We start from the raw sequence: 16,242 nt of genomic DNA on the forward strand, positions 1-16,242 counted from the left end.
GCAGGGCCCGCGGTTAGCATCGGTCGATGGGTGGATCGGTCGATGGATAGGTTCGGAAGCGGCGAAGTCCTGACCGGCGGCGGGCTGTGAGGCCCCTCCCCCGGCCCCTCCCCGTGCAAACTGCCGCACGGAGAGGGGAGAACTCACGCCGGGACCCACGGCATTTGCGTGGGGGCAGGCTCTACATCGGGGGGGCGAGTTTGCCGCCGTTGTGGGCGCCTTCGGCTGCTCACATCACGGAGGAATGCTAAAAAGGCGGCCTGACCAGAATGGTCAAGGCCGCCTTTCGATTATCTCTCGAAGATCAGCGTTCCGTCGATCAGCATCCGCCGGCGTGCATCAACCGATCAGCGTGCGCGGATGGTGGAGACGGCCACGCGGCCGCAGGGAAGATAGCCGCGGCGGATGGAGTGGCCGCCGGTTTCGCCGTCATCCGCCCAGAACACCGGCCGCAGCCCGCCGGAGCACTCCAGCACGGGCGCAAAGGCGAATCCCTCGTTGTTCAGGTTGGGCAGCCCCGTGGGGCGGGCAAAGCGGCGCGGGGCCAGAAAGCGCCCGCGTCCCGCCGAGCCCGACGCGGTGTCGATCTCCAGAATCCCCGCCGTGTTGCCGCACCCGTCGTCGCAGGTGGCCCACAGCGCGCCGTTGGTGGCATCGTACTCCAGCCCCATCACGCCAGGAAAGCCGGTTGCGATCGTGGCGATGCGCGTGGCCGCGCCCGTGGCGTGGTTGAGCGCGTAGGCGTAGATGATTCCGTTGGCCTCCACGCCCACGAAGAAGATCCCGGTTCCGTGGTCCGCGTAGTCCGCGGGGGCGTAGGCCCGCCCCTTGGCCTCATCAAAGAAGCCGCGGGCCACCAGGTCCGCGTCCGGAATCCAGCTGACCGCCTCGATGCCCAGGTTGGCGCCCACCACGGGCAGGTCCGCCGTGAGGTCCCACGCGTGCGTGGCGCGAAGCGTGGTTCCCGCCTGCGCCGGATCAAAGCGCAGCACCACGTTGCGGCTGATGGTGCTCGCGTCATTGTTGCGCTCGGTGGCCACGTAGATCCCGCCCGCCGAGCCGCCGCCCGCGAAGGTGACGCCCTCCGCGTCCGGGTTGCCCAGCCCGTCGGGGTAGCGCAGCGCCTTGCCCGAGCCCCAGCCGTCCGCCGGGTCAGGAATCCAGTTGCCGCCACTGGCGACCATGCGGTACAGCGTGCCGGGCCCGTTGCGCACCGCCCACAGGTACGCGGGGCGCCCGCCGGCCGCGCCCTCGTACGTGAGGCCGCTCAGGTTGCCGCCAAAGACCGCGGTGCCGTCCACGGTTTCCACCTCGTTGCTCCCCGGCCACGGCGAGGTGACGGGGCCCGCCGGCGTGCAGTTGTTGGCCGTGCCCTTGGTGGCCGCCGTCGTGGCGACCGCGATGCCCGCGCCGTCCGGGCAGCGTCCGTAGGTGACCGCGGCGTGCGCCGTCCACTCGAACCCGTCGATCAGCGCGCCGGCCGCGTCAAACAGGCGCGCCGCGTCGCCCGCGCCCAGCCCGAAGCCGAGCGCGGCCTCTTCCACCACCAGGAACGCGCCGGGCGCGAGCGTGGTTCCGGCGGCGAGGGTGTAGGTGTGCGTGTCGTCGTTGTCGCGCAGCACGAAGCCGCCCAGGCTCACCACCGTGGCGCCCGCGTTGTACAGCTCGATCCAGTCGCCCGGCGTGCCCCCGCTGGATTCCACTTCGTTGATCTTCACCAGCGGGCGGCAGTCGTTGGCCGTGCCCTTGGTGGACGTGGCGCTGGCGGCAAACGGACCGGAGCCGTTGGGGCAGCGCGCGTAGGTGACGGGGGCGTGCGCGGTCCAGGTATAAGAATCCACCGGGACCTCGAACGGGTTGAAGAGGCGGGCATCCTCCGCGCCGCCCAGGCCGAAGCCGAACGCCGCCTCTTCCAGCACCAGGTAGCCGCCCGCGGGGATGCTGGTGCCCGCCGGCAGCCGGTAGGTGTGCGTGGGATCGTTGTCGCGAAAGATCCAGCCGGACACGTCGACGGCGGCGCCAGTGGGGTTGATGAGCTCCGCCCAGTCGCCGGGCGATCCGCCGTTGCTTTCCACCTCGTTGATGCGGATGGGCGCCGGGGCGGCCACCTTCACCGTCCGGCGCGCCGTGGTTGCGCCGGCCGTGGCGATGATCTCCGCCGATCCCGCCGCGACCGCGGTCACCACGCCCGCGGGGGTGACGGAGGCCACGGTCTCGGCGCTGCTGGCCCAGGTGACGGCGCCGGTGGCGATGGGGGCGCTGTCCTGGTCCAGCCCGGCCACGGTGGCCGTGGTGGTCTGGCCCATCGCAAGCGCGCTGTCGGGAAGGGTGATGCGGAGGGTGGTGAGCGCCGGCGGCTCGCTGGGCGAGTCGTCGCCGCAGGCGGCCGCGGTGGCGGTCAGGAGCGCGAGCGCGAGTGCGCGCACGGCCGCGAGGGTGCGAGAACGGGACACGGAGTCTGGTGGAAAGGGGTGGCGCGCCAGAGCGCGGGTGCCTGCACGCAGGCCTGCCCCGCGCGGCCGGGCGGACACGCGGGGCACAGCAGCATCCCACCGCGCCGCGACACGACCTTCAAGGAAGGGTCACGGACCGGTAAATCCTTTCTGCCCGCACCAGACCGCCGTTCCCCCCTCTCCGTGCGGCAGTTTGCACGGGGAGGGGCCGGGGGAGGGGCCTCACAGCCCGCCGGCGAGCCAATCTGGTGATGTCGGAACCGTTCCCCGCCGCCGGGTTGCGTTGAGCGGATGAATCCGCCGCTCCAACAGCGCACCCCCCCGACACCGGCCGCTGACGCGTCCGGTTCGGGGCTTCAACCACAACGGAGCGACGTGCCTCGAGCCGAATCCCGCGGCCACGCTGAGGTCTCCCTTTCTCCCGCGGAGCGGGGGAGAGGGCCGGGGAGAGGAGGCGTCTCCGGCCGCGCGGCACCATCCGGAACACACCAATCCCGCAGTTCCCCCCTCTCCGTGCGGCAGTTTGCACGGGGAGGGCCGGGGAGGGGCCTCCCCGCGTGCCGCCAAAATTGGTTCATAGACGGCATAATCCCGAGATCCATCCACGAAAAAAGCTGTCCCCGCAAGCGCATCGGCTTGCGGGGACAGCGTCGTTATACGGCGAGTGATGCCGGTCATCCACCAACGCGCACGCATGATCTCCGGCGGGGATCGACCGTCCCGATGCACGCAGGGGCCCTCGGTCAGCGTCGCTCGGGAGGGCGCGTTCCGCCGGGGCCGCGTGACGGAGCCCCACGATCGTGGCGTGCCGGCGAATCGTTCGGCGAACGATTCGGATTGTTTTCGTTCGACCGGTCATCCCCCGGCGTGCGGTCGGGGCGGGGCGTGGGAGCGGGGCGAGGAGTGGGCTCCGGCCCGGGGTTCTTTTTCAACTCGATCACGGAAGTCATCAGTCCGGATAGCCCGTCATCGGGGGAAGTGGGGGACCCTTGCTGTTCACGAACCGCAGAAGCGCCTCGTAGCAGTGAGGATTGCGCGCGGCCCGCTGGTAGTCGCGCAGAAACTGGGCGGGCACCAGGTGTCCGCCCAGAATAGAGCGCAGGTAGCTGCTCGCGACCCGCCGGTTCACGGCGCGCTGCTCGACCGCAAAGGCCAGCAGCTCCAGCGTGTCGAGCAGGGCCTGGTACTCGGTCCACCGCTCGGGCACCGCGTCAGTTTCGTGGCGCGTGTACGCCAGCGCGGCCGCCTGAAGCACCGGGGCATCGGCCGCGCCCAGCCCGGCAAGCGCGGTGTTCACGTCCCGCAGATGCTGAAACGTCTCGGACAGTTGCGTGCGGCTGCTGCTCTGCCACAGCGCCACCGCCGCGAACACCGCGCTCACGGAACCCGACAGCGTGGAGACGATCGTCCAGAACTGCGGTTCGGCTTGCACGCTCAGACTTCCGTGCGGAGCGTGCCCATCAACGTCACGGGATGATGGTTGATGATCGCCATCGGCGCGCCGAGGCTCAGTCGCACACGGAGCGAGCCACGTACTGTTTATTACCCGAACCCGTGTAGTAGTAGCAGCCGCCTTTCGGGCCCCTGTGGTAGACTCGCGAGCCGGAGCTGCCATGCCCTGACGGTTGATAGGCGTTTCCGGAGCCCATCAGCGGCTGGATCGTACCCCGACGCGAGGCGCGAAGGCTGTTCGTGGCCCGCGACACGTAGCCGGTCGTATCCCCACGCTCCAGCACCGCCGACCAGCCATCCTCCGGGTCCGCCACGGTGACGGAATCGCCTGCGCGAAGCGTGCGGACGATGCTGGCGCTACGAGACGGCCGCGAGCGGATGCGGATTGCGGAATGGGCGTAAAGCGTGGTCAGGGAAGGGGATTCGGCTGCCGGGAGAAACCCGGAACGCGTTGCCGCATGGGCCGCCGGCACGGGGAAATCCAGAACCGTGGCGAGCGCCGTGGATGCGGGTTCGGACGTTTCGCCGCACGCGGTGAGCGCGCCCACGGTGATCGCGAGGGAGCCCGCGCGGATCAGTGCCGCGCGCATCCCGGTGCGCGGGCGCGCGGACCCGGCGCGTGCCGCGGCATGTCGAGCCATCGAAAGGACAAGCGCCAGCATGGAGATGAACAGGATGAGAGCAAGGAGCGGAGCCATCGTATCAACGCGGAAAACGGGTGGATAAAGACGGGCGTGAGCGGTGAAAAGTGTCTGCATGGTGCTGCTGATCCGCGAAACACGCGTATCAGCTTCGGAGCCCGGTGAGCGGGCGCGGCCACGTCCTCCATCGTCCGAGAGACGTTCGACCGCTGTCGCAAAACGAGAGAGGCCGGAACGTGATGGGGCGCAAGTTCAGGCGGCTCAGCAGCCCGTCACGCGCGATGACCTGTCTCTAGTCGGACCGCTGCTCCCGAATTCGCATGCAGATGATGGCTTGTTCGGCGGATGGCGGCAAGAGGGGAGGAGAACTTCGGGGAGGAGGACGGAAATTCGATGGGGGGTCAGGCGGGAGGATCGTCCTCGTCCGGCTCCTCGAGCGGGGCGACGACGGACGCGTCCAGTTCCAGCCACTCGGCGGCCGAGGCAGGATCGCGAAACGCGCGGTAGTCGGTCTCGGTGGAGTGAATGCCGGCGATGATCTCGAACATCCGCAGCAGGCCGAACGGATAATCGCGGTCCGCGATCAGCGCGCGCCGGCCGGTGCCGCCCGCCATGGCGGACACGGTCTGCGCCAGCATCCGCATCTCCGACGTCGTAGGCATCTGCGTAATGCGCCGCATGTCGACGATGCGGGGGTAGTCGGGGTTGAAATCCGGGTGGGCCCGCATGGCGCGCAGGTACTCGTGAATGTCGGCCCCTGACACAGAACCCCACATCCGCGTCACCACACACCGGCAGGGCAGGTCGATCAGAAAGCGGATCCCCATCGCACTCCCGTCATCCGCAAGTTGATGCAGGCAGGCGACTTTCGTCCGGCCCGCCAGCCCGGCGCACACCAGCATCAACCGTGCGCGGTCCACGCCCAGGCAATCCCCGCCGCCGGTGGTGTTTCCCGGGACACGATCGTCCCATCCGTGGCGGATACCGCGGCGCGCAATCCACACCACCGCCGAAGGCAAACGAGCCCCGCACGCCCGGATCGGCGCGCGAGGCCCGTGCTCGCTCCGGCGCGCGGCGCGATGGGTTCAGCCGGAGGCGGGCACCCGCGCGGCGGCGGCAAGCGTGTCGTCCACCGCGGCCACCCACTCCCCGCCGAAGTCGTGCCTCTCGCGGGCCCAGGTCTGCACCTCCGCCAGCGTCCCGGGCAGCCCGGAACGCTCGTCCGCGACGGCGGCCACCAGGATCTCGCCGAACCCGGACGGGCCCCGGTCCGCGCCGGGCCGCTCGCCGAACTCCGCCGCCAGCACCGTCATCCGCCCCGGATCGCCTCCCGTTTCGCGACGGTCGCGCAGCGCGTCGGCCGCCGCGTCCAGCTGGGCGTAGCGCCCGGCGTGCTCGGGAAGCGCGGCCTGCAGCTCCTGGCGCAGAAAGCGAAGGTGCTCTTCCAGCAGCAGCGTCGGCATGCCGCGCGAAGCCAGCACCGACGCCAGCCACAGGGACTGGCTCACCACGTACGACGGGTCCATGTGCGCCACCAGCGCCATCCACGCCCCGTCGCTGTCCCCGAACCGCAGCGCCCGCTCGCCGTAGCGCGCGGTGAAGTAGGGAAAGCGCTCCAGCGACCGCTCCGTCGCGCGGCGCACGGCGGCCAGCTCGCGCGGATCGGCGCTCACGGGATGCGTGCCCGCGTCCGGGTTGATGGACATGGCGATCCCGGTACGGCCCTCCGGAACCGGCTGCGAACGCGGCGTGGACTGAGACACGAAAATGCTCCGGTGGGGACGTCGGGAACGTGCGGCGTGCACGTCGCGGAGTGCTGTCCGAGGCGGAAAACGGCAACGGGACGGTTCTCCTCCCGTCATCAGCCGTACATCACGCGAGGGGTAGATTACGGATGCCCCGAGGATCACGCCACCCGCGCGGCAATCTCGGCCGGCGTCCCGCGCCGAACGCCTCCCGATCCGCGTTCCGCAGCCGGCCGGCCGCCGCACGCCGTCATCCGCGGAGCGGAACCGGCCGTCCCGTCCGCCGATCCTGATCCGCCCATCCAACCGGGCGCCGCGGCCACCGTCGCGGCTGGCGCAGGCGTGGCACAGGGCGTGACGATGACGGGCCGAGTACGCGCCGGTCCGGGCGCGCGGGACGGGGTCACGAGCCTGAGCGTGGGATGAACAACGAACGAACGCCGGCGGGGCGCGTCCGCGTCATCGGATACACCTGGTCGCCGCGCGGCCACGAGGTGCGCGACTTTCTGGCGCGCAGTCGCATTCCGTATCTATGGATCGACTACGAGCACAACGAAGCCGCACGCGCCGAAGTCGCCGAACTCGGCCTGGGGACGCGCTCGCTGCCGCTGCTGCGCTTCAGCGACGGCACCGATCTGGTGGACCCGAGCGACGAGGAGCTGGCGGAAAAGGTCGGGCTGCAGACGGAGCCCGGGGCGCCGTTCTACGACCTGATCATCGTGGGCGGCGGGCCGGCGGGGCTGGCCGCCGCGGTCTACGGTGCCAGCGAAGGGCTGCGCGTGGTGCTCATTGACCGCGAGGCGCCCGGCGGGCAGGCGGGAATGAGCGAGGCGATTGAAAACTACCTCGGCTTTCCCGACGGCCTGCGCGGCAGCGAGCTTGCGGAGCGCAGCGTGCGGCAGGCCACGCGGTTCGGCGCGGAGATCGTGGTGGCGCGCGACGTGGTGGGGCTGGCGGATGACGAGCCCAACCGCGTGGTCACGCTGGATGACGGATCGACGCTCGCCGCGCACGCCGTTCTGCTCGCGCTGGGCGTGTCGTGGCGGATGCTGGAGGCTCCCGGCTGCGACCGGCTGATCGGCCGCGGCGTGTACTACGGCGGGGCGGCCGCCGCGATCCCGACCTGCCGCGAGCGCGACGTGCTGATGCTGGGCGCGGGCAACTCGGCGGGGCAGGCGGCGCTGTACCTGGCCCGCTACGCCAAGTCGGTGACGATGGTGGCGCCCGAGGCGGAGTTTTCCGACAAGATGTCGGAGTACCTGCTGGGCCGCATCGAGCGTACGGCCAACATCCACCTGCGCCCGCACAGCAAGGTGACGGACGTGTCGGGAGATGAACTGCTGGAGCGCGTCACGGTGGAGGACGTGGACAGTGGCGAACAGGAGGTGGTGGAAACCAGCACGCTCTTCGTGTACATCGGCGCGGCGCCGCGGACGGAGTGGCTGGATGGCGTGCTGGAGCGCGACGAGCACGGGTTCGTGCTGGCCGGGCCGGATCTGGAGGGTCGCGTGGAGTGGCCGCTGGAACGCCCGCGCGAGCTGCTGGAGACCAGCATGCCCGGCGTGTTCGTGGCGGGTGACGTGCGGAGCGGGTCGGTAAAGCGCGTGGGCGCGGCGGTGGGGGAGGGGTCGATGGCCATCCAGTTCATCCACAATCACCTGCGAAGCTAAGCCATGCGGGCGTGGCTGAGGAGACCGGCGGCGTCTGCAAAGGATCGCGCGGCGGCGGAGTGGAGCCCTCACCCCGCGTGCTGCGCACGACGACCCTCTCCCACGAACAGATGTGGGAGAGGGAGCACACTCCAGATCGGCGCGAGTGCAGTGGCCGTTGGGAGCAAACCGCGTCGTCCTTATCGCAGGTGCAGTTGGCGGGAGCAGGCCGCGTCTTCGTTGAGCAAATGAATCCGCCGCTCAAACAGCGGGAACCCCCGGCTCGTGGTCGCTGGCGCGTCCACGCCCGGGGCTTCAACCGCGCAACGCACAACTCCGCCACCGCGCCCAAAAGGCGTCATCCTGAGGAGGCGCCGGCCGAAGTCATTGACACGTGGCTACTTGGCGCCGACGAAGGATCTACCATCCCTCCGTCCAACCGTCCCGTGCGCGCCGGGATTGCCACCACGTGCGGTTGAAGCCCCGAACCGGACGCGCCAGCGGCCGGTGTCGGGGCTTTGCGACGTTCGAGCGGCGGATTCATCCGCTCAGGATTACCGTGGACCGCGCAAAAACTCCGCCTCCCGCACCGAACCATCCGCCCGCCCCAACCCTCCCCCAGTCTTTTTGGGGGAGGGTGGGCCGGTGGTGCCGGCCCGGGTGGGGGCCGCCCTGGACTCCGCCTTCCACCGAAACTCACCCCGGCCGCGGGCGCACGCGGCTGGTGGCCTGCGCCTGAAGCGGATCATCGGGCCAGTAATGCTTGGGATACCGCCCCTTGAGATCCTTGCGCACCTCGAAGTACCCCGTCTTCCAGAAGCTCCCCAGATCGCGCGTCACCTGCACCGGCCGGTGCGCCGGCGACAGCAGATGCATCGTCAGCGGCACGCGTCCGCCCGCGATCCGCGGCGTTTCCATCATCCCGAACAGCTCCTGCAGCCGCGCCGCCAGCACCGGCGCCTCCACGTCGCTGTAGTCGATGGGGATGCGTGATCCGCTCGGCACGTCCACGTGCGACGGCGCAAGGTCGTCCAGCGCGGCGCGGCGCTCCCAGCCCATCATCCCCAGCAGCAGTTCCGGCAGGTCCAGCCGGTGCAGGTCGTCCAGCCGCGTCATCCCGTACACGTACGGCGCCAGCCACTCGTGCAGCCCCGCCGCGAGCGCCTCGTCGGACACGTCCGGCCACGTGGCGTCGTGCCGGTGCAGAAACCGCATGCGCTCCTGAAGCTGGCGCGCGCCCCGGCTCCACGGCAGCACGCCGATCCCGGCGGACGCGATGCCGCGCAGCAGAGCGCCGGCAACCGCATCCGCATCGGCGTCCGTGATCTGCACTTCGCGCAGTGTCAGCGCGCCCAGACGCGTGCGCCGGCGCGGGCGGACGGCGCGCGCGTCCTCATCCCACGCGACCTCCTCCTCCGTCGTGATCTGCGCGGCGAACTCGCGCTCGATCTCGGCCTGATCGACGGATGCGGCCAGATAGACGCGGCTTTCGCGGCCCGTTCCGTCCAGCTCCGGCGCCACGATCCACGGCGCGCCGGCCAGCGGATCACGCTCGGCCATGGCGGCGCCGCGGCCGTTGCGCAGCAGAAAGCGCCCCGCCTTTCCGCGCCGCTGCCCGATACGGTCCGGGTACGCCATCGCCAGCAGCAGCCCGGCCGCGGACGCTTCGTTCTCGCCCGCGCGTGTCCGCAAACGGCGGCGCAGTTCGCGCGACTCCGCCATCACGCGGCGCAGGCCGCCTTCGTCCACCGCGCTGCCGTGGGTACGCGCGCGGCGGCCCGCTTCCAGGTCGCGCAGCGCTTCCAGGCGGAGCCGCACGTCCACGTCCGCCGGGTGCTCGCCGCGGCGGAAAACGTCCCGTTCGCCCAGCAGCGCGGCCAGGTCGCAGGCCAGCGCGCCCAACCCGAGCTGGTCCGCGCGCAGGAGCATGTGCGCCAGACGCGGATGGAGCGGCAGCCCCGCCATCTGCCGTCCATGCGGCGTGATCGTCCCTGCGGCGTCTATGGCGCCGAGTTCCGCCAGGAGTTCGCGGGCCTGCGAAAACGCGGCGGCGGGCGGTGCGTCCAGCCACGCCAGCTCCGCGGGGTCCGCCACGCCCCACGCGGCCAGCTCCAGCGCGAGCGGGGCGAGGTCCGCGTCCAGGATCTCCGGCGTGCCGTGCGGGACGAGTGCCTGCTGCGCGTGCTCGTCCCACAGGCGAAAGCAGACGCCAGGGCCCAGCCGTCCCGCGCGGCCGCAGCGCTGCTCCGACGAGGCGCGGGATACGGTGACGGTGTCCAGCCGCGTCATTCCCGTGCGTGGCGCAAAACGGGGGACGCGCATCAGGCCGCTGTCGATCACCACGCGCACGCCCTCGATGGTGAGGCTCGTTTCGGCGATGGCGGTGGAGAGCACCACCTTGCGGCGCCCCGGCCGGCCCGGCGCGATGGCCTCGTCCTGCGCGGGCTGCGGCAGATTGCCGTACAGCGGGAGGATGCGGACGCCCTCCGGCAATCCGCCATCCGACAGAAACGACTGCGTGCGATGGATTTCCGCCGCGCCGGGCAGAAAGACGAGCACGTCGCCGTCTACCGTTTCCACCGCGCGGCGCACGGCGCGCGCGACGACGGCCTCGATGCGCTCGTCGCCGCGTCCGCCCAGGTAGCGCACCTCCACCGGAAACATCCGCCCCTCGCTGGTGATGACGGGCGCGTCGCCCAGCAGCCGCGCGACGGGCGCGCCGTCCAGCGTGGCCGACATGACGAGCAGCCGCAGATCGTCGCGCAGGACGGCGCGGGACTGCAGCGTGAGTGCGAGGCCCAGGTCGGCGTGCAGGCTGCGCTCGTGGAACTCGTCAAAGATGACCAGCCCCACGCCCTCCAGCGCGGGATCGCTCTGCAGCATGCGCGTAAGCACGCCTTCCGTAACGACCTCGATGCGGGTGGACGGCCCCACGCGCGTTTCCATCTTTACGCGGAAGCCGACGGTGCCGCCCACTTCCTCGCCCAGCGTGCGCGCCATCTGCCGGGCCGCGGCGCGCGCCGCCAGCCGCCGCGGCTCCAGCATGACGATGCGCTGGCCGGCCAGCCACGGCTCCGCCAGCAGGGCCAGCGGAACGCGCGTCGTCTTGCCCGCGCCGGGGGGCGCCTGAAGCACCGCCGCGCCCGCAACCCGCAGCGCCTCGCGGAGTTCGGGGATGACGGATTCGATGGGGAGGTCGGTCGGCATCGCGATCGGGAAAACGGAACGCCGCGCATCCGGAGTGGATCGCGCGGCGGTAATGTAGCACGGTCGATGACGGCTTTCGACTAATCGGCGCAGAACAGGCGGGAACGGACCACCAATGCGGAGGTTCGTGCGCGCAGGGCGGGGATGGGCCGCGGCGGCAGGATCGTCGCGTGCGGCGAGATGAACCACAGGCGATGAGATATGGCGCGGGTCGGGTAGAGCGAGATGTCGCGCGCTCGGGCGGGATTGCGCCGCGGTGGGCGGGATGTGTCGAGGTGGGCGGGATGTGGCGCGCCCGCCGATCCCAGGAGCGAATGAATTCGCCGCTGGAAGAGCACGAAGTCCGCCTTCGCGGACTGCGAGAGCGGACTGGCGTTTCAGGGTGAGAGTTGGCTTGGCGGATAGTAGATCCTTCAGTCGCGCCGTGCATTGGCGGTCCGGAAAGACCGGTCAACGCTCCTTCAGGATGACATGGTGTGGGATGGACACGGTGTGCGATGGACAGGTGTGCGATGGCATGGTGTGGGATGGCATGGTGTGGGATGACATGGCGTGGGATGACATGGCGTGGGGCAGATAACCCTATACGGCACCACATCATGTCATCCTGAGGAGGCGCCGGCGGCGCTCTCCGCCACACCGACCTCTGGCGCCGACGAAGGATCTACTTTCCCCCGAGCCAACGTCGCGATTCACACCAAACTTGCCCACGCAGTCCGCGCAGGCGGACTTCGTGCTTCACCAGCGGCGAATTCATTCGCTCGCGGACCCCGCGGCCGCGCCGGCGCACGCTGAACGCACCAGAGCCTGAACCCGGCGAGCCCCTAACGCGTCCAGACCACGATCACGCCGCAGCTTCGCGGGGTGCGGTAGAGCGCGGGGACGAAGGCACTGCGCGCGTACACCTCGATCCCCTCGATCTGCTCCAGGCGGAACTCGTTGTCCGCGTCGCCCACGCTGCGCGGCACTCCATCCACCACGAATCCCGGCTCGCACCCCTTGCTGGACTCGCGCCCATCGATCATCTGCGGCGCCGTTCCGCCCAGCAGTACGCGGCGCGGCGGGCCCTCCATCACCTCCACTCCCGCCACGCTGCGCAGCACATCCGTAAACTGCCGGCTGGGCATGCGGTCGATCTCGCGGCGGGTAAGGAACCGCCCGGTGGCGCTGTTACGCGCGCGCTGGTAGAAGTCCCGCAGTTCCGCCGTGCGCGCCACCGACACCTGCACCGGATCCAGCATGTGCGCCCCCCGCGCCAGCGGCACCCGTACCAGCCCCATCCCTTCCTCCCGCACCGTCACCAGAAACGACCGCTCCGCGTAGCCGCGCGCCCGCACGTCCACGCGGTGCTGCCCCGGCGCCGCGGCCTGCGCGAGCGCGCCCTCGATCCCGGCGTTCATCCATCCCGCGCTGTCGATCTGCACGTGCGCGAACGGGATGGCGATGGCCGACTCCTCATCCTGCACCAGCACGATCAGTCCGGCGGGTTCCTGCGCCGCGGCCGGGCCGTGCAGCCAGGCGAGCGCGATGACAATCGCCGGCAGCAGCCGGACGCGGGCACCGCGAAAGCGGAGTGCGGTCATGGCGGATCGGGGTGGAGTGTCTGAACGGCATGCCGCCGATGCAGGCGAAGCGACGCGCGTCTCGGACGACGAGAATCCGGCCGCTTCTGGATTGTACATCGGCCGCGCGTCGTGGAAAAGCGTTTTGTCGATGATCATCGCCGGCCGGTTTCAGGGGCGCCCAGAGCGGGCGTGGCCGTGTCCAGATCCATGCATCCTCATCCACCGCAATCGGTTAGGGAAAACGCAGTAAACATGCGGCGTGGAGCACGGTCCGGGGTTAATCTGCGGCTAATCAGCCCGTGTAAACTTTTTCGCCTCGAGCTACGTCATACCCTGCGTAGGAAACGTTGAGCACCACACTCCAGACCGGATGGAACCATGACCGCCAAGACCCTGACGCACTCCGTGCGCTACGCTTTCGCTTCTCTGATCCTGACCATGACCGCCTACACCGTGCTCGAGAGCGCCGTGGGCCGTCCCGCCCTGGCCGACGACGCCGTCACTGAGGGCATGGCCGTCTGCGGATCGCGCGAGAACCCGTGCCAGCTTGCGCCGGTGGCGGTAAACGTTCGCGCGGTGGACACGCAACTCAGCAAGGCGGAGTGCGGAAGCGAAGCCCAGCCCTGCCTCATGGAAGCCATCACGGTGAACGCGGAGCGCTCCGACACGCGCCTCGTCTCCAGCCGCACCGCCCCCCGCATGACCCTGCGCGCGCGCTCCTGATCCGCACGCGGATGGCCGGCTGAACGCAAAGGAGCCCCGCGCCCACCCGGCGCCGGGCTCCTGCTCTTTCCGGACCTTGATGAACACGAACGCCCCGCCGCGACCATGCGGCGGGGCGTTCCTCATCCACCTTGCTGGATGATGATCAGTCCTGTCGGACGATGGCGCCGTGCAGCATCACCATGCGGACCGCGCGCGTCGCGGCGATGTCGCGAACCGGATCTCCCGTGACCGCGACCAGGTCCGCCAGCAGCCCCGCGCGCACGGCGCCGCGGTCGCGCAGCCCGAAGACGCGCGCGTTGACGGACGTGGCCGAGCGCAGCGCATCCAGCGGCCGCATCCCGTAGTCCACCATCAGCTCCAGCTCCCGCGCGTTGTCGCCGTGCGCGTACACGCCCACGTCGCCGCCAAACACGATGGTGACGCCCGCGTCCAGCGCCGCGCGAAAGCTCACGCGCTTGTTGCGGATGCGATCCGGCTCCGGCTCGCCGCGGCGCCATCCGCGGTACTGGCTCACGGCGTCGCCCGCGGCCAGGGTGGGGCAGAGCGCCACGCCGCGTTCGCGCATCAGCCGAAAGATCTCCGGCGTCCCCGCATCGCCGTGCTCAATCGTCGTCACCCCGGCCAGGATGGCGCGCCGCATTCCCTCCACCGTGCCGGCGTGCGCGGCCACGGGGCGGCCCGAGCTGCCGGCCACCTCCACCGCGGTGCGCATTTCGTCGAGCGTGAACGTGGGCGCGGAAGTGTTGTTGGCGCCCCAGCGGTAGTCCGCGTACAGCTTGATCCAGTCCGCTCCGCCGCCGATCTGCTCGCGCACCACGCGGATCAGGTCGGCGCCATCCGCCTCCTGCGCGCCGCGCGGGGAAGGGAACTCCGGCGCCAGCACGCGCGGTCCGTAGCTCCCCGTGGCCACGATGGCCGGGCCCGCCACCAGCATGCGCGGGCCGGGGATGATCCCCTGCGCGATCGCCTGCTTCAACCCCACGTCCGCGTATCCCGCGCCTTCCGAGCCCAGGTCGCGCGTGGTGGTGAAGCCGGCCATGAGCGTTGCGCGGGCGTGGTTTACGCCGCGCGCCACGCGCAGGGCCTGAGGCTCGCGCAGCACCTGGTCATCCCACGGCGTCTCGTTGTAGGGATGAAGGAGAAGGTGCGAGTGCCCCTCGATCATTCCCGGCATCAGCGTGGTGCCGGGCAGTTCCACCACGCGCACGCCCGCCGCCGCGATGGACGACGCGGGGCCGGCGGCGACGATCAGGCTGTCGCGCACCAGCACCGCCCATCCCTCGTGCAGGTCGGTGCCGTCAAAGACGCGGTCGGGGCGCAGCAGCACCGCACCGGACTGCGCGTGCAGCACGGAAGCCGACAGCAGCGCGATCAGGAGGAGAAGCGGGCGGATTCTGGACAGGCGCATGGTGCAGTCGAGAGATGCGGAGGATCAGGCGCGGAGTGCGCCGGCGAGCACGACAGGATAGCACGATGCGGCGGCGGATGCAGCAGGGAGACGCGTCTGCCGGCGCTGTAAACTGACCTCACGCGGAGGTCGCGGGGGTTCGCGCGGGTCGCGGGGAGATCGATCGGCCGCACCCCGCAGCGGTCTGGATCATCGGGGTGCGGAGAGGATCTTCAGCGGGGAACCCCGCCCGATGGCGGATGGCAAGGCGTGACGGCGGAACGGATTGGCCTACCGCGGGGCGCGCGGCGGGTTTATCTTGCGTTTCCACGCACAAGCCCTCCGCAGGACCCCGTCCATGCAATCCTACTCCGCCATCGCCACCGCGCGCGCCTGCCTTGAATGCGGCGCGCTGAACACCACCCGCTTCTGCGGCGAATGCGGCGCGCCCGTCGCCGAGCAGACGGAAAGCGCCCGGCAGATGCTGCGCGAAAGCGTGGCCGAACTCGTGGGCGTGGACGCGGGCGTACTGCGCACCATCCGCGACCTGGTGCTGCGCCCCGTGGCCGTCGTGCGGAGCTACTGGGCGGGCAACCCGGCCGGCTACGCGCGCCCCATGAAGCTCTTTTTCGTGCTGGCGGGCGCGTACCTGCTGCTGCTGAGCATCGCCAAGCCGTTCGACTTCGACTGGGAGCAGCTGATCCGGTCGCAGCCGGCGGAGACGTCCGCGATGATCGAGCGGTTCATGGCCGCGCAGGTCGTCACCGCCCAGGTGGTGAACGACCGCTTTCATCAGTGGATGAACACCCTCATGCCCGTCATCAGCGCGCTGCTGCTGGCGCCGCTGGCGTGGATGCTCCGCCGCATGAACCCGTCGCAGCCGTACGCCAACCACCTGCTGTTCGCGGCGAGCATCACCAACTCCATCTGGATCGTGTGCATCCTCATGAGCCCGCTGATGCTGCTGGGCGCGGGGCCGTACACCGCGGTCGCGCAGATCGCGGGATGCGCGCTGTACGGGATGGGGATCTTTGGGCTGTACCCCGCGCGCACGCGGACGCGGACGGCGCTGCGGCTGGGAGGATTTCTGCTCGCGGACTTCGTGCTCACGATGGTCGTGAGCCTGTTCGCGCAGTTGGCCGTCCTGTTCGCCGCGATGACCCTGTGATCCACGCCTGACTGGTCCGACCGCTGGTGGAACGAGGTAGAGTTCGCTTGCGGGGACTGCATGGGCGGGTCGGGTGAGGATCGCGGAGTTGGCTTGGGGGAGAGTAGATGTCCAGCCTCGTATGATTATGTGGATGCGCGCCTGAGCCGTATCTTGTCTGCGCAGGCCTGGTTGCTCCTCCGATTCACCCCGCGTGTGGGGCGTCGCCGCGGCGACGCCCCACACGCGGCCGCCGCCGCTGATGCGCCA

11 protein-coding genes are annotated in these 16,242 nt (G+C 70.4%); 3 read left to right on the forward strand and 8 right to left on the reverse strand.

The features are described 5' to 3' along the window. Window positions 1-347: 347 nt before the first annotated feature. The 5 genes from HNQ61_RS06075 to HNQ61_RS06095 all read right to left on the reverse strand — a co-directional run bounded on the left by HNQ61_RS06075 (window position 348) and on the right by HNQ61_RS06095 (window position 6,309). Complete coding sequence (locus tag HNQ61_RS06075; RefSeq protein ID WP_170037200.1) at window positions 348-2,453, reverse strand: lamin tail domain-containing protein; 2,106 nt, start codon at window positions 2,451-2,453, stop codon at window positions 348-350. Window positions 2,454-3,402: 949 nt separating this feature from the next. Continuing rightward, on the reverse strand, window positions 3,403-3,885 hold the full coding sequence (locus tag HNQ61_RS06080) for a hypothetical protein (RefSeq protein ID WP_170037197.1): 483 nt from the start codon (window positions 3,883-3,885) through the stop codon (window positions 3,403-3,405). 76 nt (window positions 3,886-3,961) lie between these two features. Further along, window positions 3,962-4,663 carry an SH3 domain-containing protein gene (locus tag HNQ61_RS06085; protein WP_170037194.1) on the reverse strand — a complete coding sequence of 234 codons (702 nt, stop codon included), beginning with the start codon at window positions 4,661-4,663 and terminating at the stop codon, window positions 3,962-3,964. 284 nt (window positions 4,664-4,947) lie between these two features. Continuing rightward, a complete protein-coding gene (locus HNQ61_RS06090) occupies window positions 4,948-5,466 on the reverse strand; it encodes a hypothetical protein (protein WP_170037191.1) in 519 nt (172 codons plus the stop codon). Between the two features lie 165 nt (window positions 5,467-5,631). Further along, window positions 5,632-6,309: a hypothetical protein gene (locus HNQ61_RS06095; protein ID WP_170037188.1), complete on the reverse strand. Its 678-nt coding sequence runs from the start codon at window positions 6,307-6,309 to the stop codon at window positions 5,632-5,634. A gap of 404 nt (window positions 6,310-6,713) precedes the next feature. On the opposite strand from HNQ61_RS06095, the gene HNQ61_RS06100 reads away from it, so the two are divergent. Next, complete coding sequence (locus HNQ61_RS06100; RefSeq protein WP_170037185.1) at window positions 6,714-7,961, forward strand: FAD-dependent oxidoreductase; 1,248 nt, start codon at window positions 6,714-6,716, stop codon at window positions 7,959-7,961. Between the two features lie 675 nt (window positions 7,962-8,636). Here HNQ61_RS06100 and hrpB read toward each other — a convergent pair. Continuing rightward, window positions 8,637-11,147 (reverse strand): ATP-dependent helicase HrpB, encoded by a 2,511-nt coding sequence (gene hrpB / locus HNQ61_RS06105; protein ID WP_170037182.1) that lies wholly within the window; start codon window positions 11,145-11,147, stop codon window positions 8,637-8,639. 824 nt (window positions 11,148-11,971) lie between these two features. After that, window positions 11,972-12,730, reverse strand: coding sequence for a TonB-dependent receptor plug domain-containing protein (locus HNQ61_RS06110; protein WP_170037179.1), 759 nt, complete (start codon window positions 12,728-12,730; stop codon window positions 11,972-11,974). A 360-nt stretch (window positions 12,731-13,090) separates the two neighbouring features. Here HNQ61_RS06110 and HNQ61_RS06115 point away from each other — a divergent pair, with 360 nt between their 5' ends. Next, window positions 13,091-13,435, forward strand: a complete 345-nt coding sequence (locus HNQ61_RS06115) for a hypothetical protein (RefSeq protein ID WP_170037176.1) — start codon at window positions 13,091-13,093, stop codon at window positions 13,433-13,435. 145 nt (window positions 13,436-13,580) lie between these two features. On the opposite strand, the gene HNQ61_RS06120 is transcribed toward HNQ61_RS06115, so the two are convergent. Beyond that, complete coding sequence (locus HNQ61_RS06120) at window positions 13,581-14,846, reverse strand: metal-dependent hydrolase family protein (RefSeq protein WP_170037173.1); 1,266 nt, start codon at window positions 14,844-14,846, stop codon at window positions 13,581-13,583. Between the two features lie 337 nt (window positions 14,847-15,183). Between HNQ61_RS06120 and HNQ61_RS06125 the strand changes: the two genes are divergently transcribed. Beyond that, window positions 15,184-15,993 (forward strand): DUF3667 domain-containing protein, encoded by an 810-nt coding sequence (locus tag HNQ61_RS06125; RefSeq protein WP_170037170.1) that lies wholly within the window; start codon window positions 15,184-15,186, stop codon window positions 15,991-15,993. Window positions 15,994-16,242 lie beyond the last annotated feature (249 nt).

Origin of the sequence: Longimicrobium terrae (assembly GCF_014202995.1) — a bacterium.
In the GTDB taxonomy this organism is placed as follows: Bacteria; Gemmatimonadota; Gemmatimonadetes; order Longimicrobiales; family Longimicrobiaceae; genus Longimicrobium; species Longimicrobium terrae.

What these genes read in the sequence shown, in the direction of transcription:
- HNQ61_RS06085 (WP_170037194.1), bottom strand. Translation starts at nt 4,663, where the DNA reads ATGCAGACACTTTTCACCGCTCACGCCCGTCTTTATCCACCCGTTTTC.
- HNQ61_RS06100 (WP_170037185.1), top strand. Translation starts at nt 6,714, where the DNA reads ATGAACAACGAACGAACGCCGGCGGGGCGCGTCCGCGTCATCGGATAC.
- hrpB (WP_170037182.1), bottom strand. Translation starts at nt 11,147, where the DNA reads ATGCCGACCGACCTCCCCATCGAATCCGTCATCCCCGAACTCCGCGAG.
- HNQ61_RS06110 (WP_170037179.1), bottom strand. Translation starts at nt 12,730, where the DNA reads ATGACCGCACTCCGCTTTCGCGGTGCCCGCGTCCGGCTGCTGCCGGCG.
- HNQ61_RS06115 (WP_170037176.1), top strand. Translation starts at nt 13,091, where the DNA reads ATGACCGCCAAGACCCTGACGCACTCCGTGCGCTACGCTTTCGCTTCT.
- HNQ61_RS06120 (WP_170037173.1), bottom strand. Translation starts at nt 14,846, where the DNA reads ATGCGCCTGTCCAGAATCCGCCCGCTTCTCCTCCTGATCGCGCTGCTG.
- HNQ61_RS06125 (WP_170037170.1), top strand. Translation starts at nt 15,184, where the DNA reads ATGCAATCCTACTCCGCCATCGCCACCGCGCGCGCCTGCCTTGAATGC.